This is a genomic window from Tepidibacillus sp. LV47 (assembly GCF_048381575.1).
Lineage (GTDB): Bacteria > Bacillota > Bacilli > Tepidibacillales > Tepidibacillaceae > Tepidibacillus.
Window position 1 is genome coordinate 18,954 of sequence record NZ_JBLWIF010000008.1, and the last position, 22,932, is coordinate 41,885.

Below are 22,932 nucleotides of genomic sequence, written 5' to 3' on the forward strand. Positions count from 1 at the left end.
GTTTCACATCCCCCTTTTTCCCATCCCTAAAGAAACATGGTAAATGGCATTCATCAATGCTAATTGTTTTGCTGTTTCTCCTGTAGCTACCACTTTCATCCCTTTTTGTCTTTCCGCAATAGCATCAAGTAAAGCAGTATTGGCTTCTTGTGTCGTTGTGATTCCTCTTTCTACCGCTAAAGCTGCCGCACGGAAATTACAAAATGTTCCTTGGCAGGTCCCCATTCCTAAGCGAGTTCTCCGACGAATATCCCCTAAATGGAATTTTCCATCTGGTAAGACCGATTCGATTTCGCCTAGGGTTACTTGTTCGCATTCGCAGACAACGATATTTAAAAGATCATTTTTTTGTAAGCCTTCTTCAATTTTTTTCGCACGATTACCTGCCCAATGAACCAACTTTTGTTTCGCCGCCGGAGCCATATTCACTTGTTTAAAAAATTCCTTTGCCATGCGATGGGGAACAATTTCCTCATGAGTTGTACATTTTGCGGAAATCCCTAATTTAGCACAAACGAGATCCACCGTTTTTTCTGCCATGTAACGGAAAGTAGTAAACTTTCCACCTGTGATCGTGATAATACCTTGTACGCCATCTCGCGTCTCATGATCGAGTAAGGCCATTCCCCGACTTACATTTCGACCGCTATTTCCTGTTACTGTTTTTTCTTGATAAAGAGGTCTTACACCAGCAAAGGCACGAATTATTCGCATCTGTTCCACTTCAGGGATCATCGCTTTCCCATCTCGTAACATCTTATCTACTTCTTCACGACTTAGAGAAAAATCATCAGGTTCTTGAACATTCACGCCGGTTGTTCCAAAGATGGTTACGTTATGTGCTGGGACAAAGATATCAGCATCCCCTGGTTTGCGTAAGCGATTAATCACTTTTTTATTAAAACGATGATGGAATACCACTAACATTCCACGATTATTGATCATATGAATATCGATTCCTGCTAGAAATGCGATCTTTGCTGCCCATGGGCCTGTCGCATTGACAACCATATTGGCATAGATTTCGATCCATTCACCGGTGTGAACATTACGTACAACAACACCGATCACTCGATTTTCTTTCATGATCATTTGGACGACTTCATGGTAAGTAAGAACTTTGCTTCCTCTAGACACTGCATCTGCTACCACATCCACGACTAATGTAAAACCGTCAACTGCTGCATCTGGGACACGATAAGCCGCTTGAATATCTTTAGATAAAAAGGGTTCTTCGATTAGCGCTTGAGCTACTGGTACTTCTTCTATGGGAATCCCTGCTTTTTTACATCCTTCAATCCATTTGTATACGTATTCATCATCATCTTGTGGAACTTTGACAAATAATCCACCTGTATCTTCAACCGATCCGGGTACGGTTCGTTTAATAATTAAATTCTCTTTATAACTTTCACTAGCTGTTTCCGCATCACCAACAGCATATCTCGCACCTGAATGAAGTAAACCATGATATCGGGATGAGGTTCCATAGGTTAAGTCCCTTTGTTCAACAAGGATAGCCTTGATTCCTCGTAAAGCTAAATCCCGCAAGACTCCAGCACCTGTCGCTCCTCCACCAATGACAATCACTTCTGTCTCGATCTTTCTTGTCATTCCTATTTCCTCCAAATATTAAAAATAAAAAAGACCAAAACAAACCCTCCTTTGATGCCGGATCAAAGGTCTGATTTGTTTGGTCTCTCCGAATCTCCAACCAAAATTTTTGATGATATTGTCAATTTAAGTATAACATGATTTCAGAATTGTTGAAAGGCCTTTTGTAAGAAGATTCTATTGATTTTTGCTCCAATACATGGTGCTGTTTACTGCCCGTTTCCAACCAGAATATAATTCTTCGCGCTTTTCTTCAGTTAAAACAGGTTCAAATGTCTTATCAATTGCCCAGTTCTTTGCAATCTCTCCTTTATCCTTCCAAAAGCCTGTTGCTAAACCTGCAAGATAAGCTGCGCCTAAAGCGGTGGTTTCATTTACAACTGGACGCTCTACAGGAACTGCAAGGATGTCAGATTGGAATTGCATTAAGAAATTATTTTTAACGGCTCCACCATCTACACGTAAAGTGTTTAAGGTAATTCCAGAATCCGCTTCCATTGCTGACAATACATCTCTTGTTTGATAAGCTAAGGATTCTAATGTTGCACGAACCAAGTGTTCACGTGTGGTACCACGGGTTAAACCAAAGATAGCTCCACGTGCATCCATATCCCAATATGGAGCTCCTAAACCAGTAAATGCAGGAACAACATACACACCGTCAGTTGAATCAACTTTTGTTGCGAGTTCTTCTGATTGTGGTGCATTGTCTACTACACGTAAACCATCACGTAACCATTGAACCGCTGCACCCGCAACAAAAATGCTTCCTTCTAGCGCATATTCAACTTTTCCATCCACACCCCAAGCGATGGTTGTAAGCAATCCGTGCTTAGATGGAACAGCCTTTTCACCTGTATTCATTAACATGAAACAACCTGTGCCGTATGTATTTTTTGCCATTCCGGCTTCAAAACAAGCTTGGCCGAATAATGCTGCCTGTTGGTCTCCTGCAGCTCCAGCCACTGGAATCTCTTCACCAAAGAAATGATATGGAACGGTCATTCCGTAGATCTCAGAAGATGGTCTTACTTCTGGCAACATAGATTTTGGAATATCTAACATCTGTAATAACTCGTCATCCCATTCGAGCGTATGAATATTAAATAACATCGTCCTTGAAGCATTGGTATAATCTGTAACATGAGCTTTTCCGCCTGTTAATTTCCAAATCAGCCAAGTATCAATGGTACCGAATAATAAGTCACCTTTTTCTGCTTTTTCTCTAGCCCCTTCTACGTTATCAAGGATCCATTTGATTTTAGTTCCTGAGAAATAAGCATCAATCACTAGACCAGTTTTCTCCCTTACCATTTGTTCGTAACCTTTTGCTTTCAAGTCATCACAGATCGCTGCTGTTTGTCGACTTTGCCATACAATCGCATTATAGATGGGCAAGCCCGTATTTTTGTCCCATACGACAGTCGTTTCACGTTGGTTGGTAATCCCGATTCCTTCAATTTGCTTTGGTTCCACATTATAGTTACCAAAAAGTTCCCCTAATACGGCTAATACAGACCCCCAAATCTCATTTGCATTATGTTCAACCCACCCTGGTTTTGGGTAATATTGAGGAAACTCTCTTTGTGTCATTGCCACAATTTTCCCATTTTTGTTAAATAAGATGGCTCTTGAACTAGTAGTTCCTTGGTCAATAGATAGAATGTATTTTTCTGTCATTCTAATTTCCTCCCTTTTTAAGCGGTTACATTTTTATTAATTACAGCAGAGTTTTGTAAACTTGCTTGCTTTCTATCTTGTAAAATAGCACCAATTATAACAATGAATGTTAAAACTGCAAAAACATATAACGATGGAAGAATTTTCCCTGTGAATATCGCTTTATAAGTTAACGATCCAAGTCCTCCTCCAACAATTGGACCAACGACAGGAATCCAAGAATAGGACCAATCTGAAGATCCTTTTCCAGCAATAGGTAATAAGAAGTGAGCAATTCTTGGCCCAAGGTCACGAGCTGGATTAATGGCATAACCAGTTGTTCCTCCTAATGAAAGTCCTATCGCGACAATAAAAAAACCAACTATAAATGGGTTTAGACCCTCAGAAAATTTATTCGCACCTATAACAGATAGTCCAAACAGTAATACAAACGTCCCTATAATTTCACTTACTAAATTCGCTGCATAACTACGAATGGCTGGACCTGTTGAAAAAACAGCCAGTTTAGCAGCTTGATCATCCGTTTCTTTCCAATGAGGTAAATAATGGACCCATACGATGACACCGCCGATAAAAGCACCTATCAATTGAGCAAGTATATAACTAGGTACTTTTTCCCACGGGAAATCTCCAGCCATAGCCAATCCAATTGTAACAGCTGGGTTAAGATGTGCACCACTAATAGAACCTGCAGCATATACACCTAAAGTAACACCAAATCCCCAACCAACTGTTATTCCAATCCAATCTGAACCAAATGTTTTTGTCTTTTTAAGTACATATCCAGCAACCACTCCGCCACCAAAAATTATAATTAACATTGTTCCAATTAATTCTGCTAAAAACGCTGTCATTTAATGTCCCCCTCAAAAATCTTATTGTAATTAAACATAAACATAGAATTAGTCTCATTAAAAATTCTTTAAGTATATGTTTTAGATCCCCCCCTAAACAAAATAAAAAGAGATCCATTATAAATAACCTTATTAAAAGGCTTATATAATGGATCTCCGTGTCTCCCCATTAACTATTAACTTTGTGTCTATATTGTGACATGAATTGAAAACGTTGTCAATATGAATTTTTATATTGGTTTAAAAAATTTCATTATTTTGAATCATAAATCCATAGCTCCTTCTTTGAAGTTGTAATTGCCACAACACCAGCATTCAATGCTATCTCTATATCCTCTTTTGTATTAATTAATCCTCCAGCAAGAATGGGAATACCTGTTTTTTCAGATACTTCTTTTATGATGCGAGCTGGGATAACCCCAGGTAAAATTTCAATATAATCTGGTTTAGTTTTCTCAATCAACTTATATCCTGCCTCTAAAGCCGTGGTATCGATTAAAAAAAGTCTTTGAACGGCCATAATTCCTTTTTTCTTAGCCATGGTAATCATTTGTGACTTTGTCGAGATAAGTCCAGCTGGTTTAAATTCTTGAGCGATAAATTGTGTTGCATATTCATCATTTTTCAATCCATGAATCAAATCTCCATGTAATAAAAGCTTCTTTCCTGCTTTTTTTGCATATTCACTAATACTTTTTAATTGATTGATATGACTGTCAAGTAATATAAAGTATTCAAAATCACTTTTCAAAATGGTTTCAAAGTCTTTCATATTGCGAATGGCAGGAATAATTTTTTGCCCATTAAAAGCCAATACTGGTCACTCCTCTAACGACATGGATCAAGAAAATTCATCCAGATAATTATGAGCTTTATCAGTAAATCAAATTCTAAGTAAAATATAATTATCACATTTTTTGGAGGAATATAATATGCAATTTCATGTCACTGATCAGGCACTTAAAGAAATCAAAACCCTACAAATTCCTTCTACTAAAGGAATACGTGTAAAAGCTGAATTGGCAGCCGGCTGAGGGTTTACCCTCGAAGTAGAATTGGTTCTGGATGAACCAAAGGCAAATGATGCGATCCTGACTATCGATGATCAAAAATTCTTATTTGATCCATTTACGGTTCAAATCTTTAATGAACCTTTAAAATTAGATTACTCCGAAATTCAAGGATTTAAATTATCAACACCTTCTGAAATCCTAGCTTATGGATTATACATTAACCTATAGATCGCTGTTATTAAACTAAGGTTTTATCATTTTGTTAAGTATCTTATACTAATACTATACTATAATTAAGGCAAGAAAAGGAAAGTAAAGGAGAAGGATATTTTGCAACACCTAAAAGAAAAATTAAAACAAATCAATGGCAAAGGATATAAAGCTTATAAAGAAATTCAAGGGACATATCAAGGAGAAGGGTTTCTCCTGCACATTGACCATGTTCAAGGAGATCCTTTTGCTTCTCCCTCACGGATTCGCGTGGAAATTCCAATACGACTCACCCATATTCAAAAAGATTGGTATCATTCCCTCTCACGCAAAATCGCCCTTACCGATTATTTTACTCGTGAAGTAGCCAAAAGAATCGACGATTTTAATCCCATTATCAATGGGACTGGAAAAAGCGGATTGATTGCTATTGATCGTCCTGGTCAGGAAATCCTTCCTCGTACTTCTGTCTACATCGACGAGAAAAAAGTCGAAGTCCGTCTATCTGTTGGCCTTCCTGCGCAAGGAAGAAGAATCTTAGGACTTGAAGCGATCCAACTTCTCTGTGAAGATATACCAAGGCTTGTTAAGAAAGGAATTCTGCAAATTGATCAAAACAAGCTTACAAAACATCTCCAATTAACTGATCAACAACAAGCGATCCGTCAGTTTATGGCAGAACATGGGTATATTAGCTTTATTGCCAATGGTTCCATTCTTCCGCGAAAAAGCGGAATTAGTGATCTTCCTTTAAAGGGAAAGGAAGTAATTCCTTTTCAATCACCGAAGTCATTAGAGATCGAAATCCCCATTCCCCATGGCAATCCTATTCGGGGTATGGCTATTCCTGAAGGAGTAACATTAATTGTTGGCGGTGGGTATCATGGAAAAAGTACCCTTTTAAAAGGGATTGAACGAGGAGTCTATAATCATATTGCAGGGGATGGTAGGGAATTTGTATTGACCAATCCGACCGCAATAAAAATCCGAGCAGAAGATGGCCGAAGGATTGAGAAAGTCAATATTTCTCCTTTTATCAACCATCTGCCATTTGGAAAAGATACAATCCGCTTTTCTACCGAGAATGCAAGTGGCAGTACATCACAAGCAGCCAATATCATCGAAGCATTAGAAATGGGTAGTCAAGTTCTACTCATTGATGAAGATACAAGTGCCACCAATTTTATGATTCGGGATGGGAGAATGCAAGAATTGATCGAAAAGGAAAAAGAACCAATTACTCCGTTTATTGATAAAGTGAAACAACTATATGAAGAATACCACGTTTCCACCATTTTGGTGATTGGAGGATCAGGAGATTATTTTGATGTTGCCGATCAAGTCATTATGATGAATGAATACCAGCCCTATGACGTAACAGAGAAGGCAAAAGAAATTGCAACGAGAAAAAGAACGAATAGAAAACAAGAAGGGGGTCAGTCTTTTGGTGAAATCACACCGCGAATCATCTTAAAAGAAAGTTTCAATGCGTCTAAGGGAAAAAAGGAAAAAGTCGAGGCAAAGGGATTAAGCAAAATTATATATGGGAGAAATGAAATCGATCTATCTCTTGTCGAACAACTCGTTGATCCAAGCCAAACACAGACCATTGCTTATATGATAAAGTATCTCGCAGACCATTTCATCGATAGTTCTACCCCTTTAGCAAGCTTGCTTGATCAACTATACCAAATCATTGAGCAAAAAGGACTGGAAGTCATATCTCCCTACTATGGCAAACATCCTGGAGATTTGGCCATGCCGCGAAAATTTGAAGTAGCCGCAGCGATTAACCGTCTGCGTACACTTAAAGTGAAATAGAAAAGAGCTTTAGATGTCGGGAATTTGCCAATCGATTTCCTGACTACCGATTTGACGCAAAAATTGATTGGCTTTGGAAAAAGGTCGACTACCAAAGAATCCCCGATTGGCAGAAAAAGGACTTGGATGAGGGGATTGAATAATGTAATGGTGAGAGGAGGTAATCAGGTTTTGTTTCTCTTGGGCATGTTTTCCCCAAAGAATAAAAACCACCGGTTTTTCCCGTCGATTTAACGTGGATATTACCTGATCCGTAAATGTTTCCCACCCTATCCCTTTATGGGAATTGGGTTCCCCTTCTCTAACGGTTAAAACGGTGTTAAGCAGCAATACCCCTTGTTTTGCCCATTTCACAAGATAACCATGATTTGGGATCGTACAACCCAGATCTTGTTGTAATTCTTTGAAAATATTTTGTAAGGAAGGTGGGATCGCTACCCCTGGTTTAACAGAAAAGCTTAATCCATGAGCCTGCCCTTTCCCATGATATGGATCTTGTCCTAATATCACCACCTTAGTCTCTGCATAAGAGGTATAGTGGAGGGCATTGAAAATATCGTACATATCTGGGTAGATGGTTTTGCTGCGATATTCTTCAATCAAAAATTTTCTTAAACGCAAATAGTACGGTTTTTTAAATTCATCTTGCAAATAATCAGCCCAATCATTTCTTAAAATCGCCATATCTCATGCACCTATTCACACAATTCTTAGATTTTATCATTCATATTTTGACAGTTTATAAACAAGGAAAAATCCCCCTCTTTTAAGGGGATGATGGAGTTAAAATGGTCTCTAAAATTTTTTGGTTTGTTTCCTCATTTTTTCTGATTGTCTCTAATGAGTTAGGTTGAAAAGCGCTAAATGGATCCGTTGGATATTCCCCACAGATATCTACACCATATACTTCTTTTTGGCGAATGATTTCTTTTAAGACAATTAAAAGTTCAGGAAGACTCATATTGCCTTGATCCCAATTGGTCTTCACATAATCAATATCTAAAACATCTTTATCAATACTGATATAAACGGTATCTGTCGTAATCTCTTTTTGTAACCAATGTAAAACGAAGTTTGGCGATAATTGGAGATCGTTTTCGGGTAAAATGGAGACTTTGGATCGTAAACTTGGGTGAATCAATGGGAATAAGTCTTTTCTTACTCCAATAATTAGTACTTTTTGTAAAAAGGGTAATCGGGAAATGGCACGAGCCACCCATGAACCACAGGAAATCAGGTTAGAAACAGCAGAAGAATCGATCATTGCATCTGTATGGTGATCAAAAAGAATCAATGTGAAAGGTTCCTTGATCTCCGATAATAAAAGATAAGTAACATAATGATAGTTTCCACTGCCAATAAACGTAATCCCGCGATGGGGATTTTCATTTAATCGTTCTTTAATCTTGGTGCAAGCCGTTTCTTCACAATAATAATTGGTGTGTTTGATATCGTCTAAATCAATCCAATGATGAGGAATATGAAGCAGCTTTTTTTGCGGAATATAGGCTTGATCAAAATTTAAAAACGTTACTTCATCATGTAATAATCCCATATTTATCCACTTCCTTTCACATAAATTTCAAACCAATTTACGCAAAAAGTTGGATAAATCGAGAGTGATTACACTTTGAAGCAAAACTTAGATGATGAAACTATTTTTCAATGGGTCACTTTCCCCAGGAAAAAACTAGTGATAAGGATAATAAAAACAATCGTTGTGATCACTACATACAAATAATCTTTTTCAAGGAAAAAAGCGATAATCGATACTCCCACACGAAACACGGGAGTAAGGATTAGCATAAGAAGCCCTGTCATGATAATGGCATATGGTTTTAAACTGATGAGTCCAGCTAAAATACTACTTAGTGTCGTTGGAAAAGTATGACCTGGATAACCGCTTTTTCCTGTAACGATAAAAAGAATCAATCCTAAAAGAATCGTGATTACACTAAGCGTAACACCATAACGCAGCGATTTACTAATAACGATTTCCATCATCACAGCATGGTGATTTTCATTTTTTTCGAATCTATTCGCTTGATCCATTTATTTTACCCCCAAACCTTGTAAAAGCATCTCAACGGCAACATAGAGTAACACGGGTATAAAAATTTTTCGTAAAGTAACACTTCTCATCCGTTGCATAAGTTTTGTACCAATCGTTGCACCAATCACAACGCCAATAGCTACAGGTCCAGCGATTTTAGGGTCGATTTGTCCCCGGAATAAATAAATTCCTGCACTTGCAGCAGCCGTAACCCCCATCATAAAATTACTAGTTGCTGTCGAAACCTTCATTGGTAAATTCATCAAATGATCCATTGCAATCACTTTAAAACTACCGCTCCCAATTCCTAATAATGCGGAAATCATACCTGCCAAATACATCAATCCAAATCCGCCATACACGCTACTGGCTTGGTATGTAATGGTTTGGTTTAATGCCTTGTCATAATATTCTCCTCTTAATTTTAATTTTTCTGCCATCGGATGTATGGATCGAATCTCAGGTAATTCTTGATTCCTCTTCTTGATCATCGAGTATGCAGAATAAAATAATTGCAACGCAAAGAGAATATATAAAATTTTTGGCTGCAAAAACCCTGCAACGAGCGCTCCAGTTAACGCTCCGATTGTTGTCGCAAGTTCCAAGAACATCCCCACACGTATATTCGTGATTTTATCGCGAACATAAACAACAGCTGAACCACTCGATGTCGATATAACCGATATTAATCCAGCAGTAATTGCATACTTAATATCTACCCCCATTAATAATGTTAAAGCAGGAATAACAATCATCCCACCTCCTAATCCTAAGAGAGAACCAAATATCCCTGCAAAAATGGAAATGATCAAAATCGATATTGCTGTATAAACCAAGTTTCCCATCTCCTTAATATTGTCGATATTCTTATTATATAAATAGTCTATAAAAATGTACAATCAAATAAAAAACCGAAAACAGGTAAATACTGTTTCCGGTTTCCTATTATTCTTTATTTAAAATCGTATTCAGGGCGTAAAACGACGAGAACGACACGGCGATTCGCTTGACGATGTTCTTCTGTATCATTTTTGTAGACGGGTTTATTTTCCCCATAACCAACGATCCGAAGGCGCTTTGAATCGATATGGTGTTGATTGACCATATACTCTAACACAGAGTACGCCCTTGCCGTTGATAAGTCAAAATTCGACTTGAACGGGGAACTAGGCAAAACAGGCCGATCATCCGTATGTCCTTCAATACTTAAAGGATGGGGTAGATCTTTTAACAACTTCGATATCTTATCCAAAATCATCTTTGACTCAGGTTTTAGATCTGCTTTCCCAAAATCAAAGAGGATTTTATCTTTCATGGAAATCTGAATCCCACGAGGGACTTCCTCCAATTCTACATCTCCTTCAAGGTGATTGGCCTTGATATACTTCTCAATTTCCTTACGGAAATTTTGTAATTTCCTTTCTTCCTCCATTTGCTTTGCATATAGTTTGTTCTTTTCATCTCCCCCTTCTTGGGTTCTGTCGGTCTTTCCTAATTTGCTGACTCCTATTCCTTCAATCATTGAATCATTCGTTGACAAAGCATCCATTAATGAAACTTTGATTTGTTCAAATTTCTCCATTTCTAATTTACTCATCGAATACATGACAACGAAAAAAATCATTAGGAGTGTAATTAGGTCTGCATAGGTAATTAGCCACCGCTCATGGTTTTCTTGCACTTCTTTCTTTTTTTTCCGTCTATTCATTCGCTTCACCTGCAAAGGTTTTCTCTTGTTCTAGTTCACGCATGGCTGGTGGTAAGAAAGCCAATAATTTTTTGCGAAGCATTTGCGGATTTTCTCCTGCTTGAATAGATAAGATTCCTTCAACCTCTAACTCTTTAATCAACACTTCCATTTGACTTCTTGCCCTTAACTTTGAAGCAATGGGTAGATATATAACATTAGCACTAGACACACCATAAAGGGTAGCAATAAAAGCTACAGCGATGGAAGGGCCTAAACTATCAGGATCTGATAAATTTCCTAATACGTGGACAAGTCCCATAACGGTTCCTATAATCCCCATTGTTGGTGCATAACCACCCGCAGCCTCGAAGATGCGAATCCCTTTTTCATGTCTTGCTTCAATATTGGCAATCTCAATTTCTAATATTTCACGAATCAGTTGAGGATCGACACCATCAACAACTAACATCATTCCTTCTTTTAAAAAAGGATTCCCTTCCATCTTATCATAATGCTGTTCCACTGCTAATATCCCTTCTCGTCTAGCTAACGTGGAAAATTCCACTAATTGCTGAATCGATTCATGGACATTTAATTTTTTTTCCGTAAATGCAATTTTTAATAATTTTGGAACAGTTTTTAACTGTTCCATGGGGAAACTAATGATTACCGCGCCAAATGTTCCCCCAAAAACGATCATAAAAGCAGTTAATTGTAATAAGGAACTAGCATGTCCACCTTCAAGGATAAAACCTCCGATAAGTCCAGATAAACCAAGAATGAGGCCAATGACTGTGCTAAGATCCATCATTTCACTTCCTTTAATCTTACTATTCTATCACGGCTGTCCTATATTTATATCGGTTACTTGTTTCGACAATTTTAGATCATAATCCTTCTAAACAAATAAAAAAAGCACTTTTTCCTAAATGATGAAAAGTGCTTTACAATGTCAATAGGCATTTTATATGAATTTAATTGAAGATATTTTACCTAGATATTAACAACAGCTGGAAATTCTGAAATAACACCTTTTTTCATTTCATTGAAGAATTTTTCTTTTTCCATTAAAAACATTTGATTCGTGTGTAGATAGCAACAAGCATAAAATAAAGGATCAATATCTTTTAAAATAAATGGCTTTCCCGCTTTCCTTTGATATACCGTTCCCGTAACTCTCACCATTTTTGTTACACCTCAACTTTTATTTTTGTTATCTGTATTATAACAATAATTTATATAACAGTCAATGATATTATTTATTTGTTTTATAACAGAAAACAATAAAAAAAGGGTTGTATATTCCAACGCTTATGGAATATACAAACCTAAACAAGCCATTTCACAACTTTTCATCAATTTTATCTCGTAAAAATATGATTTCCGATTTTCACAATTTGTGGTCTTGTCCAAATCCATTTTGATGTTGCAGTTTTGGGATTAAAGTAATAGAGCGCATCATAGGATGGATCCCAACCACGAATTGCATCTAATGCTGCATTTTTTGCCGTTTGATTTGGAGTTAACCACAATTGTCCATCAGCCACAGCAGTAAATGCTCCATCTTGGAAAATGACTGAACGAAGTTGATTTGGGAATTGATTTGAATCGATTCGGTTTAAAACAACAGCTGCTACCGCAACTTGCCCTTTATATGGTTCTCCACGTGCCTCACTATATACCAATCTTGCCAGCAATTCGAATTCCTTTTTCGATAAACTTTTCTTTTTCAAGATTCTCCATGTTTGATAACCAACAATACCATCAACAGCTAAACCATAATCAGCTTGGAATTTTCTTACTGTTTTATAGGTTTGAAAACCAAACTTTCCATCGATACCAATGGGATAACCTAGTTGACGTAACCGATATTGTAGATCCCAAACATCACCGTTTTGACTTCCAATGGTTAAAACCGATGGTGATGCCGCTTCAACTTTTTGTTGAATCGGTAACACAGTAAAAGCAATGACAAATAATAAAGTAAAAAAGATAAATTTTTTTGCCGTTTTCATCCTATCTCTCCTTTCTTACTCAAACGTTCAGTCACAAATGTGGCTTTAGGTTTAAAGTAATCGGGAGAACTGTCTCTTAGTTTAAAAGACATAGACAGTGAAAACAAGACAAAATACCTGTTAATCTAGAGAGATTCTAGAATAATTGGATAATAGTAGTAATATTTCTAAATAGATAAACCAGCACCGAAATAAGGGTGCTGGTTTCTTTTTGCCATTATAATGCTTGTGCTGCTGTGATTAGAGATAATTTATAAACATCTTCGGCATTACAACCGCGGGATAAGTCATTTACAGGTTTATTTAATCCTTGAAGGATTGGCCCGATAGCTTCAAATCCGCCAAGACGTTGTACCATCTTATAACCAATATTTCCCGCTTCCAAGCTAGGGAAGATAAAAACGGTTGCATTACCTTTTAATGGGGAATCAGGTGCTTTCTTTTTCGCGACTTCAGGAACAAATGCCGCATCAAATTGGAATTCTCCATCAATTAGAACATCAGGTGCCATCTCTTTGGCTAAACGAGTGGCTTCTATTACCTTTTCCGTCTCAGGAGACTTTGCCGAACCTTTCGTAGAGAAACTTAACATTGCAACCCTTGGTTCAATGCCAAAAATGCGAGCAGTTTCTGCACTAACAACTGCATTTTCTGCTAGATCTTGGCTATCTGGCGCAATATTAATCGCACAGTCAGAGAAAAGATAACGTTCTTCTCCTCTTACCATAATAAATGCACCAGAGGTTTTCTTGATCCCAGGCTTTGTTTTAATGATTTGCAGTGCAGGACGTACCGTTTCTGCAGTAGTATGAGCAGCACCACTTACAAGGCCATGGGCTTTACCGAGATATACAAGCATGGTTCCAAAATAATTTTCGTCAAGTAAAATTTTTCGAGCTTCTTCCTCTGTAGCCTTTCCTTTTCTTTGTTCAACAAAAACGGCAACCAAGCGCTCAAAATCTGGATAAGTAGCAGGATCATAAATTTCCACATCAGCAAACTCTAAACCTAGTTCTTTTATTTTAGCTTGTACATCTTCTACGTTTCCAATCAAGATAGGCTTTAAAATTTTCTCTTTGGATAAACGGCTTGTCGCTTGTAAAATCCTTTCATCAAGTCCCTCAGGATACACAATGGTTGGATAAGCTGTTTGCACTTTTTCTTTTAATTCCAAAAACAAATCACTCACAATAAGTCCTCCTTTTTTGCTAAAGTATTCAGTGCCGTAACATTATATAGAATACCATTCTTTTCTTTATTTCACTATTGTTAATCACGTTAGTAACTTTTTTTTGATTATTTTGATTCTTTTGTCTACCTAGTTTTTTATATGAAGTATTATTCCCTTAATTTCTACCAACATTGCATTACATATTCTTAGTTGCGATCACCTTAAGTAATTCTATATAATGAACGGGAAATTGTTCATCGATCGTTTAGATTGGAGCGTACGATATGGTTCAACTACCTGAAACTTTTCGATTACGAATGCAACAGTTACTTGGCGAATCATTTGCATCATTTATTCGAAGTTATGAACAGGTGCAAACACATGGGCTAAGAGTGAACACTTTAAAACTTAACATTGATTCATTTTTACAACTTGTCCCCTATGCTTTGAAACCTATTCCTTGGACAAAAGAAGGATTTTATTACCAAGAGGAAGATCGCCCAGGAAAACACCCTTATCACGCAGCTGGCCTTTATTATATCCAAGAACCAAGTGCGATGGCAGTTACTGAAGTCTTAGATCCGCAACCTGGAGAAAAGATTCTTGATCTTAGTGCTGCTCCAGGTGGTAAAGCAACACATATTGCAACAAAACTTAACCATCAAGGATTATTAATCGCGAATGAAATTCATCCCACACGGGTAAAAGCCTTAGTAGAAAATTTAGAACGTTTTGGCATAAAAAACGCTGTGGTTACCAATGAATCTCCAGTACGTTTAGCTAAGGTCTTTCCTGAATTCTTTGATCGGGTCTTAGTGGATGCTCCTTGTTCAGGTGAAGGAATGTTTCGCAAAAATCCTGAAGCCATTAATGAATGGTCATTAGAGAATATCCAATATTGTGCAAGCAGACAGAAAGAAATTTTAAATGAAGCGCAAAAAATGTTAAAACCTGGCGGTATCCTCGTATATTCTACTTGTACTTTTGCACCAGAAGAAAATGAAGGAACAATCGCTGCTTTTTTAGAACGTTATCATGAGTTCGAGATTGAAGCGATTCCTAAGGAATTGGCCTATCTCTTTGACCAAGGCCACCCTGAATGGGTAAACGGGAAACAATACCCATCGATCTCACAAACGATTCGCCTTTGGCCTCACCAAATCAAAGGAGAAGGACATTATATTGCCAAATTGCGAAAAAAGGAATCAACCACCATTGCAAAAATGAAACCAATGAAGCTTAAGGTAAATGAAGAGGCGGTAAAATTTTATCAATCCTTTGCCAAAGATACTCTTATTAAGAAACCTATGGGATCTTTCCATTCTTTTGGTAATCATCTATATCTAGTACCAAAAGGTCTTCCTGATGTAAAAGGAATAAAAATTGAACGACTCGGTTTTCATCTTGGAGAATTAAAGAAAAACCGCTTTGAACCATCTCATGCCCTAGCCATGGGGTTATCAACTAAAGAAGCGAAACAAACTATCGATTTAGATTTTGACCAAGCGCAAAAATATTTAAAAGGAGAATCCTTCTTTATCGACTCTCCTTTTAAAGGATGGATACTCATAACCTTAAGCGGGTTCCCCTTAGGATGGGGGAAAATCGTCAATGGCCAATTAAAAAATCACTTTCCAAAAGGGCTAAGATGGAAAAAGTAAAGCTAAATAATCTGCTTCACTTTCTCTTAACAGGAACTCCAATTCTAACAAAAGGTTATATTGACAAATCAGACCTAATAATTTTAAACTTTACAAAAAAACGGAAATATCTGAATAAAACTTTGGGGAGAGGCGAAAATGAAAATTTTAAGGATCAATATGAGCAATTTACAAGTTATGGAAGATAATAAAGATCAATACCAGCGATTAGGTGGTAGAGCGCTCACTTCGAGAATTGTTCATGATGAGGTACCGCCAACTGCCCATCCACTTGGACCATATAACAAATTAATCTTTGCCAATGGTTTATTAACTGGATCAAATGCCTCCAGTGCTGATCGGTATTCAATTGGGGCTAAAAGCCCTTTAACAGGTGGGATCAAAGAGAGTAATGCTGGCGGAATCTCAGGTCTTAAATTAGGGAGATTGGGGATTCGCGCACTTATTTTTGAAGGGGTACGAGATGATTTTAAAATCATTTATCTATCGAAAGACAAAATCGCTTTTGACGATGCCTCGCCCATTCTTGGCAAAGATTTAAGTGAAGCAGCGGATTGGTTAAGAGAAAAATATGGGAAACATATTGCCATTTGGTTAATTGGAATAGCTGGTGAACAGAAAATGAACCTTGCTGCCATCACCGGTCAAGATAAGGATGGTTATCCTACCCGCTTTAATGGTCGCGGGGGATTAGGTGCTGTAGCTGGTTCAAAAGGAATTAAAGCGATTGTCCTAGATGATCAGGGGGTTGATCGAAGCAAACCAAAGGATAACGAACGATTTAAACAAGCAATGAAGCAATATCATTCTTGGTTAATGGAAACACCAGGTACGGCAAAAATTTTCCCTGAGTTAGGGACTTCCTCATTAGTTAGAACAACAAACAGTTTAGGAGCACTTCCCACTCGCAATTTCTCAACTGGCTCATTTGAACAATATGAACAGATTTCTGGTGAAACATTGCGAGAAACAATTTTAGAACGTGGGGGTGAAGGCTCCACAACACACGCCTGTATGCCAGGTTGTATCATCCGTTGTTCCAATGTTTTTGTGGATAAAGCAGGGAAACGAATCACTTCCCCTTTAGAATATGAGAATATTGGACTATTAGGATCAAATCTTGGAATTGGTAATCTTGATGACATTGCCAAAATCAATCGCCTATGTAATGAACTTGGCATCGATACGATTGAAACAGGTGGTGCATTAGGTGTTCTCATGTCACAGAATGTAATTCCATTTGGCGACGTTGACAGAGTCATCCAGGCCTTACAAGAAATTAAAACGGGAGGTTTTTTAGGTAGAATCATAGGTGGTGGTGCTGAAATCGTAGGTAAATTGTATGGGGCTTACCGAGTACCCACAGTGAAAGGTCAAGCGATGCCTGCTTATGATCCAAGGGCAATAAAAGGGCTAGGAGTAACCTACTCCACTTCGCCAATGGGAGCAGATCATACGGCAGGACAAACGGTAAGAGCACAAATCGACCATCATTCGCCGATTGGACAAGTGAAAATTTCTTTAGAAGCACAACAAACGGCTCCTATTTTTGATGCAACTGGGCTTTGCTTTTTTAGCGGTGGAGCGATTGCTGGAAGGTGGGATCTAATCGCAGAACTTATAACCGCCTATACTGGTGAACCGTATACTGGTGAACAATTATTAGAATTAGGAAAAGAAACGTTACGGATTGAACATGAATTTAACCGTAAAGCTGGCTTTACCAAAGCTCATGATCGATTGCCTGAGTATTTCTACCATGAGATAAATGAAGCCTCACAAACGGTCTTTGATGTTCCGCAAGAAGAAGTAGAATCGATTGGAGTCGAAGGGTATGGTCGTTACCATCAATTCTAATGTTCCTTATTTACAACATTTAAAAGGAGATCATTATCTGGAACAACCTTTAACGGTGAAGAATTGGCTAGAAGGATTAGGGGTAAAATGGGATGTGGATACATTGGTGATACTCAATGGGAAAGTTTGCAAAGGGAACGAATTACTACAAGATCAAGACCGTATTCATCTTCTTATTCCCCTTTCAGGAGGCTAGATCCATCAATAATCATTCACTCTATGAAGTAAAGGAGCTGTCTAAAAAGTCCATTTAAGTTGAAAATCCACCAAAATTAAACCCCAAAGAATGCTGTAAAATCAACATTCTTTGGGGTTGCTTTTTTTAGATTTCGGGGTTAATTACTACTTTTCGGACAGCCCTCTATAAAAATTTATTCTTGCCGTAGTTCCCTTCTTGGATATTCCGCAATCACAACGGTTCCTAAACCACCTCGGGCATTCCATACCGCTTCAACCTTCATCCATTTTGGATCGCAAACCCGAACTAAGTCCTCTAAAATACGATTTGTCGCATGTTCTTGATAGATTCCCACATTCCGATAGGATGTTAAATAATACTTTAAGGATTTCATTTCAATCAATTTCTCATTGGGTATATAGGTAATCTTGATTTCTGCAAAATCAGGTAAACCTGACCAAGGACAAACCGATGTGAATTCTGTAGTAGGAATGGTGACTTCAATGTCTTTACCTATATATTCATAAGGAATGGTTTCCAATATATCAACCAAAATAACACTTTCATCTTGGATATCAAAGCGTATGTTTTTGTACTTATCGTGATTGACTTCAACTCTTGCCATTATTAAAAACCCCTTTCATCTACTTACTTTTGCATGGTCAGTTCGCTTTTTGCCCAAAGCGTTTTTTTTATATTTTTATTAATGATATAAACCATAAGGTAAACAATCGGTGTATCCATTAATGCGATAAGAAGTTTAACAGCATATTGACTAAGGATCATCGTTCCAATGTTTGGTATCACGCCATAAAAAGCAATGGTTATAAATATGGTAGTGTCTAGAAATTGAGAGATGGCAGTCGAGACATTATTCCGTAACCAAAGTTTTTTCCCTTGCGTTTTATTTCTTAAATAATGAAAAGACCAAACATCATGGTATTGACTTATGATATAAGCGATCATACCAGCTAAAGTAATTCGCAAATTTGCACCTAAAATGGTTTCAAAAGCCTTTTGTGCTTGCCAAAAAGGAGCGTTTGGTAAAACAATCGCTAATTTTATTAATGCTGCCGAAACGACAGAGGTAATAAATCCTACCAATACTAACCAGTTGGTCTTTTCTTTCCCCCATATTTCCGAAATAATGTCTGTAATGGTAAATGTTAAGGCATAAGCGAGTACGGCTGCTGGTACAAAAAAAGAATACCCAGCGATTGATATTGTGATAATCTTTGTGGCAATAATGTTCGCAATTACGAGTAAACCAATAAAAAGGCCAGACAGCATCATAAAATATTTTTCTTGCTTCTCCACTTAAATTTCTCCTTTCTTTTTAAAGATTGAAAAATCCATCGTCATCCAGTGGAGATATATAAAATAAAAAAAGCCCTCACCAGGGCGTAATCGATAAAAGACTGGTGGTTTTTTTACGTTGGTTCATCCACTAACAACGACGGATTCAATTTTTACAAAATGATTATCTTATATTTATTCACTAAAATCAAGTTCCCTTTTTCATAAACTTACTTGATAAATCCTCTCCTATGCCATGAAGTTTTTCCGCCATTGCTGCCACTTCTTGACTGGAATCGGAGATTTGTTCGGCCATCTCAGAAAAATGTTTTACTTGTACAGATACTGTTCTCACTTTCTTTGATTTCGTTGTTGTATGGCTGGATCGTCAATAGCAATCTTTACAGAATGATAGGTCCAATCTTCCTGTAATTGGTAGGATGTTCCTACTATAAGGTTAAGACAGTTCTTATATCTTATGCCCCTAAGTATGCCCGTTTTACATCATCAGAAGCAATTAAATCACTTGCATTTCCTGAAAGAACAATCTTTCCTGTTTCTAAGACATATGCTCGATGGGCAATTTTTAAAGCTTGGTTCGCATTTTGTTCAACTAAAAGAACCGTTGTTCCTGATTGATTAATCTCTTGAATGATTTTAAAAATCTCTTGAACAAGGATTGGTGCTAAACCCATTGATGGTTCATCAAGGAGGAGAAGTTTAGGTTTACCCATTAACGCTCTTCCTATGGCTAACATTTGCTGTTCTCCACCAGATAAGGTCCCTGCTTGTTGTTTTTTACGTTCTTTTAATCGAGGAAAGCGGGAATAGATTAGGTCCATATCCTTTTTAATCTCTCGATCTTTTCGTAAATATGCTCCCAGTTCAAGATTTTCCTCAACAGACATATTTGCAAATATTCTTCTCCCTTCTGGGCAATGGATCAAACCCGATTTGACAATAGTAGACGCTCCAATCCCCCTTATATTCTTGCCCATGAACATGATCGTACCTGTTTTAGGGACTAATAAACCAGATAATGTCTTTAATAATGTACTTTTCCCTGCTCCATTTGCACCAATTAGCGTGACAATCTCTCCTTCATTTACCTGAAGGCTTACATCCTTTAATGCATGAATCGCACCATAATACACATTGATCTTCTCTACTTTTAACATAACTACGCCTCCTGTCCCAAATAAGCTTCAATCACTTTGGGATTGGATTGAATCTCTGCAGGTGTCCCTTGTGCAATCAGTTCCCCTTGATCGAGCACATAGATCCGATCACATACATTCATGACTAATGACATATCATGTTCAATTAATAAAATGGTTAAATTAAATTCCTTCCGAAGCCAACGAATTAATTGCATCAATTCTTGTGTTTCTTGAGGATTCATCCCTGCTGCTGGTTCATCAAGGAGAAGTAATTTAGGTTTTGTCGCCAATGCTCTTGCAATCTCTAAACGGCGTTGTTCCCCATATGGAAGATTCTTTGCCAATTCGTCTTTTTTGTGATCAAGTCGAAAAATTTTTAAAAGCTCGATTCCTTGTTCGATCATTTCTTGTTCCCCTTTAAAATGGGAAGGTAAACGGAAAATGGATGAGAAGATGGAATGTTTAGAACGTTGATGAAAGGCGATTTTTACATTATCTAAAACAGACAGGTTCCCAAACAAACGAATATTTTGAAATGTTCTTGCAGCACCTTTTTGCGTGATCTTATATGGTTTAAGACTACCAATTGATTCTTGGTTAAAAATGATTTGCCCTTCTTCAGGTTCGTAAACTCCTGTTAGTAAATTAAAAAGTGTTGTTTTTCCTGCTCCATTTGGCCCAATTAACCCGATGAGTTCCCCTTGGTAGATTTGCATCGATACATTCGATACCGCTTTTAATCCTCCAAACGAACGGCTCGCTTGTTTCACCTCAAGCAGAAGTGTGGGTGCCATGTTCTTCCCCTCCCTTCTTCATCTGAAAGGAAAATTCGCGCGTACCCATCAAACCTTTCGGGCGGAAGATCATCATCAGAATTAATAAAAGGGAGTAAATGATCATGCGAATTTCTGGATAATCTTGCAAAAGGGTAAAAATCATGGTAAGTACAATAGCACCAACGATTGAACCCGTTGTACTGCCTAGCCCTCCTAAAACCACAATGACAAGAATCTCAAAAGACTTCATAAAGTTAAAACTATTTGGGTTAATGATATAAAACATATGCGCTGATAAACCTCCTGCAATACCAGCAAAAAAAGAACCCATCACAAAAGCAATCACCTTATACTTGGTCGTATAAATTCCCATCGCCTCTGCTGCAATCTCATTTTCACGTATCGAAATACATGCACGTCCATGAGTAGAATTGACAAAGTTATTGACGACAACAATCGTAATCATCATCCAGATAAATACCCAAGTCCAATTCGTTAGCGAAGGAATTCCACTTAAACCAGAAGCTCCGCCAACATATTCAGTATTTAGCCAGATAATCCTGATGATCTCCCCAAATCCCAAGGTTGCAATCGCTAAATAGTCTCCTTTTAACCGTAACGAAGGGACACCAATCACGAAACCAGCTAATGCAGCGGTGACACCACCAACAAGAAGAGCAAAAGGAAAAGGTAGATGAAAATCTAGCGTCATAATTGCAGATAAATAAGCGCCAATCGACATAAATCCAGCATGACCAATTGAAAACTGTCCCGTAAATCCATTAATCAGATTAAGGGAAACCCCTAAGATAATATTGATCGAAATTAAAATAATCGTTGAAATCCAAAAATCGCTTAAGATTTCCATAGTAATAAGCACTTGAAAAACCAGATAGATAAAAAGGCTTAAGAGTATACCGATGAAAAAGTTTTTGTTTTTTCTCATCATTGCCACCTACACTTTCTCCCGAACATTCTTGCCAAATAAGCCAGAAGGTTTAAAGATGAGAATAAGAATGAGAATGGCAAATGCAACACCATCACGCCAAAGAGAATAGCCCATAGAGGATACTGCTGTTTCAATAACCCCAAGTAATATGCCGCCGATAAAGGCTCCTGGTATAATCCCTATTCCACCAAGAACCGCTGCAACAAACGCCTTTAACCCAGGGATAATTCCCATCAATGGGTCAAAAGAATTATAAGTCATTCCATAGATCACCCCTGCTGCCGCTGCGAGGGCAGAACCAATGGCAAATGTTGCAGAAATCGTTGTATTTACTTGTATCCCCATTAAATAAGCCGCTTCCATATCAAAAGAAACAGCTCGCATTGCTTTTCCAATTTTGGTATGGTGAACGATGAGTTGTAAGAGAATCATAAGAACAAGAGTTACAGCCAAAATCATGATTTGGTTAGAGTCTAATTGAACCGATCCAAATAAATGATACTGCTTTTTAGGGATGATCTCTGGAAACCCCTGTGCTTGAGGTCCAATGAAAAAAATCCCCCCATTTTCAAGAAGAAAAGAGACACCGATCGCTGTAATCAAAACGGATATCCTTGAAGCATTACGCAATGGTTTATAAGCAATTTTTTCAATAAGTACCCCCAAAATTGCACTTACCATCATAGATATCAATAATGAAAGAAGAAAGACCCAAAGAGGACTAAACCCTTGAACTTGAAACATTTTTGCCGAAACTAAGCCAACAAAAGCCCCAACCATAAAAATGTCACCATGGGCAAAATTAATTAATTTGATAATTCCATAAACCATCGTATAACCCAAAGCAATAAGGGCATAAATACTCCCTACGGAAATACCGTTAATCAGTTGCTGGATAACATATTCCATCGATAGCACCTCACATTGCAGTAGA

General features: G+C 37.6%; 25 protein-coding genes. 5 read left to right on the forward strand and 20 right to left on the reverse strand.

Annotation, left to right across the window (positions count from 1 at the left end):
* Nucleotides 1–3: 3 nt before the first annotated feature.
* The 4 genes from glpA to ACMW72_RS09470 all read right to left on the reverse strand — a co-directional run bounded on the left by glpA (nt 4) and on the right by ACMW72_RS09470 (nt 4,962).
* The gene (glpA, locus tag ACMW72_RS09455) at nt 4–1,614 is read right to left on the reverse strand and encodes an anaerobic glycerol-3-phosphate dehydrogenase subunit GlpA (protein WP_418368587.1); all 1,611 of its coding nucleotides are present in this window, start codon (nt 1,612–1,614) and stop codon (nt 4–6) included.
* Between the two features lie 177 nt (nt 1,615–1,791).
* Nucleotides 1,792–3,294 carry a glycerol kinase GlpK gene (glpK, locus tag ACMW72_RS09460; RefSeq protein WP_418368588.1) on the reverse strand — a complete coding sequence of 501 codons (1,503 nt, stop codon included), beginning with the start codon at nt 3,292–3,294 and terminating at the stop codon, nt 1,792–1,794.
* Between the two features lie 17 nt (nt 3,295–3,311).
* On the reverse strand, nt 3,312–4,148 hold the full coding sequence (locus ACMW72_RS09465; protein WP_418368589.1) for an MIP/aquaporin family protein: 837 nt from the start codon (nt 4,146–4,148) through the stop codon (nt 3,312–3,314).
* A 253-nt stretch (nt 4,149–4,401) separates the two neighbouring features.
* Complete coding sequence (locus ACMW72_RS09470; protein ID WP_418368590.1) at nt 4,402–4,962, reverse strand: glycerol-3-phosphate responsive antiterminator; 561 nt, start codon at nt 4,960–4,962, stop codon at nt 4,402–4,404.
* A 241-nt stretch (nt 4,963–5,203) separates the two neighbouring features.
* On the opposite strand from ACMW72_RS09470, the gene ACMW72_RS09475 reads away from it, so the two are divergent.
* Complete coding sequence (locus tag ACMW72_RS09475) at nt 5,204–5,389, forward strand: hypothetical protein (protein WP_418368591.1); 186 nt, start codon at nt 5,204–5,206, stop codon at nt 5,387–5,389.
* A gap of 102 nt (nt 5,390–5,491) precedes the next feature.
* Nucleotides 5,492–7,192, forward strand: coding sequence for an ABC-ATPase domain-containing protein (locus ACMW72_RS09480; RefSeq protein ID WP_418368592.1), 1,701 nt, complete (start codon nt 5,492–5,494; stop codon nt 7,190–7,192).
* 9 nt (nt 7,193–7,201) lie between these two features.
* Here the strand turns inward: ACMW72_RS09480 and ACMW72_RS09485 are convergent, their stop codons facing one another.
* From ACMW72_RS09485 to pta, 9 genes are all read right to left on the reverse strand, one after another.
* Complete coding sequence (locus ACMW72_RS09485; protein WP_418368593.1) at nt 7,202–7,876, reverse strand: uracil-DNA glycosylase; 675 nt, start codon at nt 7,874–7,876, stop codon at nt 7,202–7,204.
* Nucleotides 7,877–7,958: 82 nt separating this feature from the next.
* Nucleotides 7,959–8,747: an arginase family protein gene (locus ACMW72_RS09490; RefSeq protein ID WP_418368594.1), complete on the reverse strand. Its 789-nt coding sequence runs from the start codon at nt 8,745–8,747 to the stop codon at nt 7,959–7,961.
* Nucleotides 8,748–8,854: 107 nt separating this feature from the next.
* Nucleotides 8,855–9,244 carry a DUF1634 domain-containing protein gene (locus ACMW72_RS09495; protein WP_418368595.1) on the reverse strand — a complete coding sequence of 130 codons (390 nt, stop codon included), beginning with the start codon at nt 9,242–9,244 and terminating at the stop codon, nt 8,855–8,857.
* A complete protein-coding gene (locus ACMW72_RS09500) occupies nt 9,245–10,090 on the reverse strand; it encodes a sulfite exporter TauE/SafE family protein (RefSeq protein ID WP_418368596.1) in 846 nt (281 codons plus the stop codon). It abuts the gene before it with no gap.
* Nucleotides 10,091–10,197: 107 nt separating this feature from the next.
* On the reverse strand, nt 10,198–10,953 hold the full coding sequence (locus ACMW72_RS09505) for an OmpA/MotB family protein (protein WP_418368597.1): 756 nt from the start codon (nt 10,951–10,953) through the stop codon (nt 10,198–10,200).
* On the reverse strand, nt 10,946–11,743 hold the full coding sequence (locus ACMW72_RS09510; RefSeq protein ID WP_418368598.1) for a flagellar motor protein: 798 nt from the start codon (nt 11,741–11,743) through the stop codon (nt 10,946–10,948). Before ACMW72_RS09510 ends, ACMW72_RS09505 begins: the two co-directional genes overlap by 8 nt.
* A 185-nt stretch (nt 11,744–11,928) precedes the next feature.
* Nucleotides 11,929–12,120, reverse strand: coding sequence for a hypothetical protein (locus ACMW72_RS09515; protein WP_418368599.1), 192 nt, complete (start codon nt 12,118–12,120; stop codon nt 11,929–11,931).
* A 176-nt stretch (nt 12,121–12,296) separates the two neighbouring features.
* Nucleotides 12,297–12,950 carry a spore cortex-lytic enzyme gene (sleB, locus tag ACMW72_RS09520; protein ID WP_418368600.1) on the reverse strand — a complete coding sequence of 218 codons (654 nt, stop codon included), beginning with the start codon at nt 12,948–12,950 and terminating at the stop codon, nt 12,297–12,299.
* 217 nt (nt 12,951–13,167) lie between these two features.
* Nucleotides 13,168–14,139, reverse strand: a complete 972-nt coding sequence (pta, locus tag ACMW72_RS09525) for a phosphate acetyltransferase (RefSeq protein ID WP_418368601.1) — start codon at nt 14,137–14,139, stop codon at nt 13,168–13,170.
* A gap of 266 nt (nt 14,140–14,405) precedes the next feature.
* On the opposite strand from pta, the gene ACMW72_RS09530 reads away from it, so the two are divergent.
* The 3 genes from ACMW72_RS09530 (at nt 14,406) to ACMW72_RS09540 (ending at nt 17,835) form a co-directional block, all read left to right on the forward strand.
* Nucleotides 14,406–15,782, forward strand: coding sequence for an RsmF rRNA methyltransferase first C-terminal domain-containing protein (locus ACMW72_RS09530; RefSeq protein WP_418368602.1), 1,377 nt, complete (start codon nt 14,406–14,408; stop codon nt 15,780–15,782).
* A 138-nt stretch (nt 15,783–15,920) separates the two neighbouring features.
* On the forward strand, nt 15,921–17,639 hold the full coding sequence (locus ACMW72_RS09535; RefSeq protein ID WP_418368603.1) for an aldehyde ferredoxin oxidoreductase C-terminal domain-containing protein: 1,719 nt from the start codon (nt 15,921–15,923) through the stop codon (nt 17,637–17,639).
* The gene (locus ACMW72_RS09540) at nt 17,617–17,835 is read left to right on the forward strand and encodes a hypothetical protein (RefSeq protein WP_418368604.1); all 219 of its coding nucleotides are present in this window, start codon (nt 17,617–17,619) and stop codon (nt 17,833–17,835) included. Before ACMW72_RS09535 ends, ACMW72_RS09540 begins: the two co-directional genes overlap by 23 nt.
* 175 nt (nt 17,836–18,010) lie before the next feature.
* On the opposite strand, the gene queF is transcribed toward ACMW72_RS09540, so the two are convergent.
* From queF to ACMW72_RS09575, 7 genes are all read right to left on the reverse strand, one after another.
* Nucleotides 18,011–18,442, reverse strand: coding sequence for a preQ(1) synthase (gene queF / locus ACMW72_RS09545; RefSeq protein WP_418368605.1), 432 nt, complete (start codon nt 18,440–18,442; stop codon nt 18,011–18,013).
* A gap of 23 nt (nt 18,443–18,465) precedes the next feature.
* A complete protein-coding gene (locus ACMW72_RS09550; protein WP_418368606.1) occupies nt 18,466–19,134 on the reverse strand; it encodes a queuosine precursor transporter in 669 nt (222 codons plus the stop codon).
* A gap of 187 nt (nt 19,135–19,321) precedes the next feature.
* Nucleotides 19,322–19,468: a hypothetical protein gene (locus tag ACMW72_RS09555; protein WP_418368607.1), complete on the reverse strand. Its 147-nt coding sequence runs from the start codon at nt 19,466–19,468 to the stop codon at nt 19,322–19,324.
* A gap of 121 nt (nt 19,469–19,589) precedes the next feature.
* Complete coding sequence (locus tag ACMW72_RS09560; protein ID WP_418368608.1) at nt 19,590–20,291, reverse strand: ABC transporter ATP-binding protein; 702 nt, start codon at nt 20,289–20,291, stop codon at nt 19,590–19,592.
* A 2-nt stretch (nt 20,292–20,293) separates the two neighbouring features.
* On the reverse strand, nt 20,294–21,067 hold the full coding sequence (locus ACMW72_RS09565; protein ID WP_418368609.1) for an ABC transporter ATP-binding protein: 774 nt from the start codon (nt 21,065–21,067) through the stop codon (nt 20,294–20,296).
* Nucleotides 21,045–22,004 (reverse strand): branched-chain amino acid ABC transporter permease, encoded by a 960-nt coding sequence (locus ACMW72_RS09570; protein WP_418368610.1) that lies wholly within the window; start codon nt 22,002–22,004, stop codon nt 21,045–21,047. The genes ACMW72_RS09565 and ACMW72_RS09570 overlap by 23 nt, the downstream gene beginning before the upstream one ends.
* Nucleotides 22,005–22,907 (reverse strand): branched-chain amino acid ABC transporter permease, encoded by a 903-nt coding sequence (locus ACMW72_RS09575; RefSeq protein WP_418368611.1) that lies wholly within the window; start codon nt 22,905–22,907, stop codon nt 22,005–22,007.
* Between the last annotated feature and the right edge of the window lie 25 nt (nt 22,908–22,932).

Coding starts and splice junctions, on each gene's coding strand:
- ACMW72_RS09510 (WP_418368598.1), bottom strand. CDS start 11,743: ATGGATCTTAGCACAGTCATTGGCCTCATTCTTGGTTTATCTGGACTT.
- ACMW72_RS09535 (WP_418368603.1), top strand. CDS start 15,921: ATGAAAATTTTAAGGATCAATATGAGCAATTTACAAGTTATGGAAGAT.
- ACMW72_RS09495 (WP_418368595.1), bottom strand. CDS start 9,244: ATGGATCAAGCGAATAGATTCGAAAAAAATGAAAATCACCATGCTGTG.
- glpA (WP_418368587.1), bottom strand. CDS start 1,614: ATGACAAGAAAGATCGAGACAGAAGTGATTGTCATTGGTGGAGGAGCG.
- ACMW72_RS09515 (WP_418368599.1), bottom strand. CDS start 12,120: ATGGTGAGAGTTACGGGAACGGTATATCAAAGGAAAGCGGGAAAGCCA.
- ACMW72_RS09465 (WP_418368589.1), bottom strand. CDS start 4,148: ATGACAGCGTTTTTAGCAGAATTAATTGGAACAATGTTAATTATAATT.
- ACMW72_RS09490 (WP_418368594.1), bottom strand. CDS start 8,747: ATGGGATTATTACATGATGAAGTAACGTTTTTAAATTTTGATCAAGCC.
- ACMW72_RS09505 (WP_418368597.1), bottom strand. CDS start 10,953: ATGAATAGACGGAAAAAAAAGAAAGAAGTGCAAGAAAACCATGAGCGG.
- ACMW72_RS09500 (WP_418368596.1), bottom strand. CDS start 10,090: ATGGGAAACTTGGTTTATACAGCAATATCGATTTTGATCATTTCCATT.
- ACMW72_RS09530 (WP_418368602.1), top strand. CDS start 14,406: ATGGTTCAACTACCTGAAACTTTTCGATTACGAATGCAACAGTTACTT.
- ACMW72_RS09485 (WP_418368593.1), bottom strand. CDS start 7,876: ATGGCGATTTTAAGAAATGATTGGGCTGATTATTTGCAAGATGAATTT.
- ACMW72_RS09565 (WP_418368609.1), bottom strand. CDS start 21,067: ATGGCACCCACACTTCTGCTTGAGGTGAAACAAGCGAGCCGTTCGTTT.
- sleB (WP_418368600.1), bottom strand. CDS start 12,950: ATGAAAACGGCAAAAAAATTTATCTTTTTTACTTTATTATTTGTCATT.
- ACMW72_RS09540 (WP_418368604.1), top strand. CDS start 17,617: ATGGTCGTTACCATCAATTCTAATGTTCCTTATTTACAACATTTAAAA.
- glpK (WP_418368588.1), bottom strand. CDS start 3,294: ATGACAGAAAAATACATTCTATCTATTGACCAAGGAACTACTAGTTCA.
- queF (WP_418368605.1), bottom strand. CDS start 18,442: ATGGCAAGAGTTGAAGTCAATCACGATAAGTACAAAAACATACGCTTT.
- ACMW72_RS09575 (WP_418368611.1), bottom strand. CDS start 22,907: ATGGAATATGTTATCCAGCAACTGATTAACGGTATTTCCGTAGGGAGT.
- ACMW72_RS09560 (WP_418368608.1), bottom strand. CDS start 20,291: ATGTTAAAAGTAGAGAAGATCAATGTGTATTATGGTGCGATTCATGCA.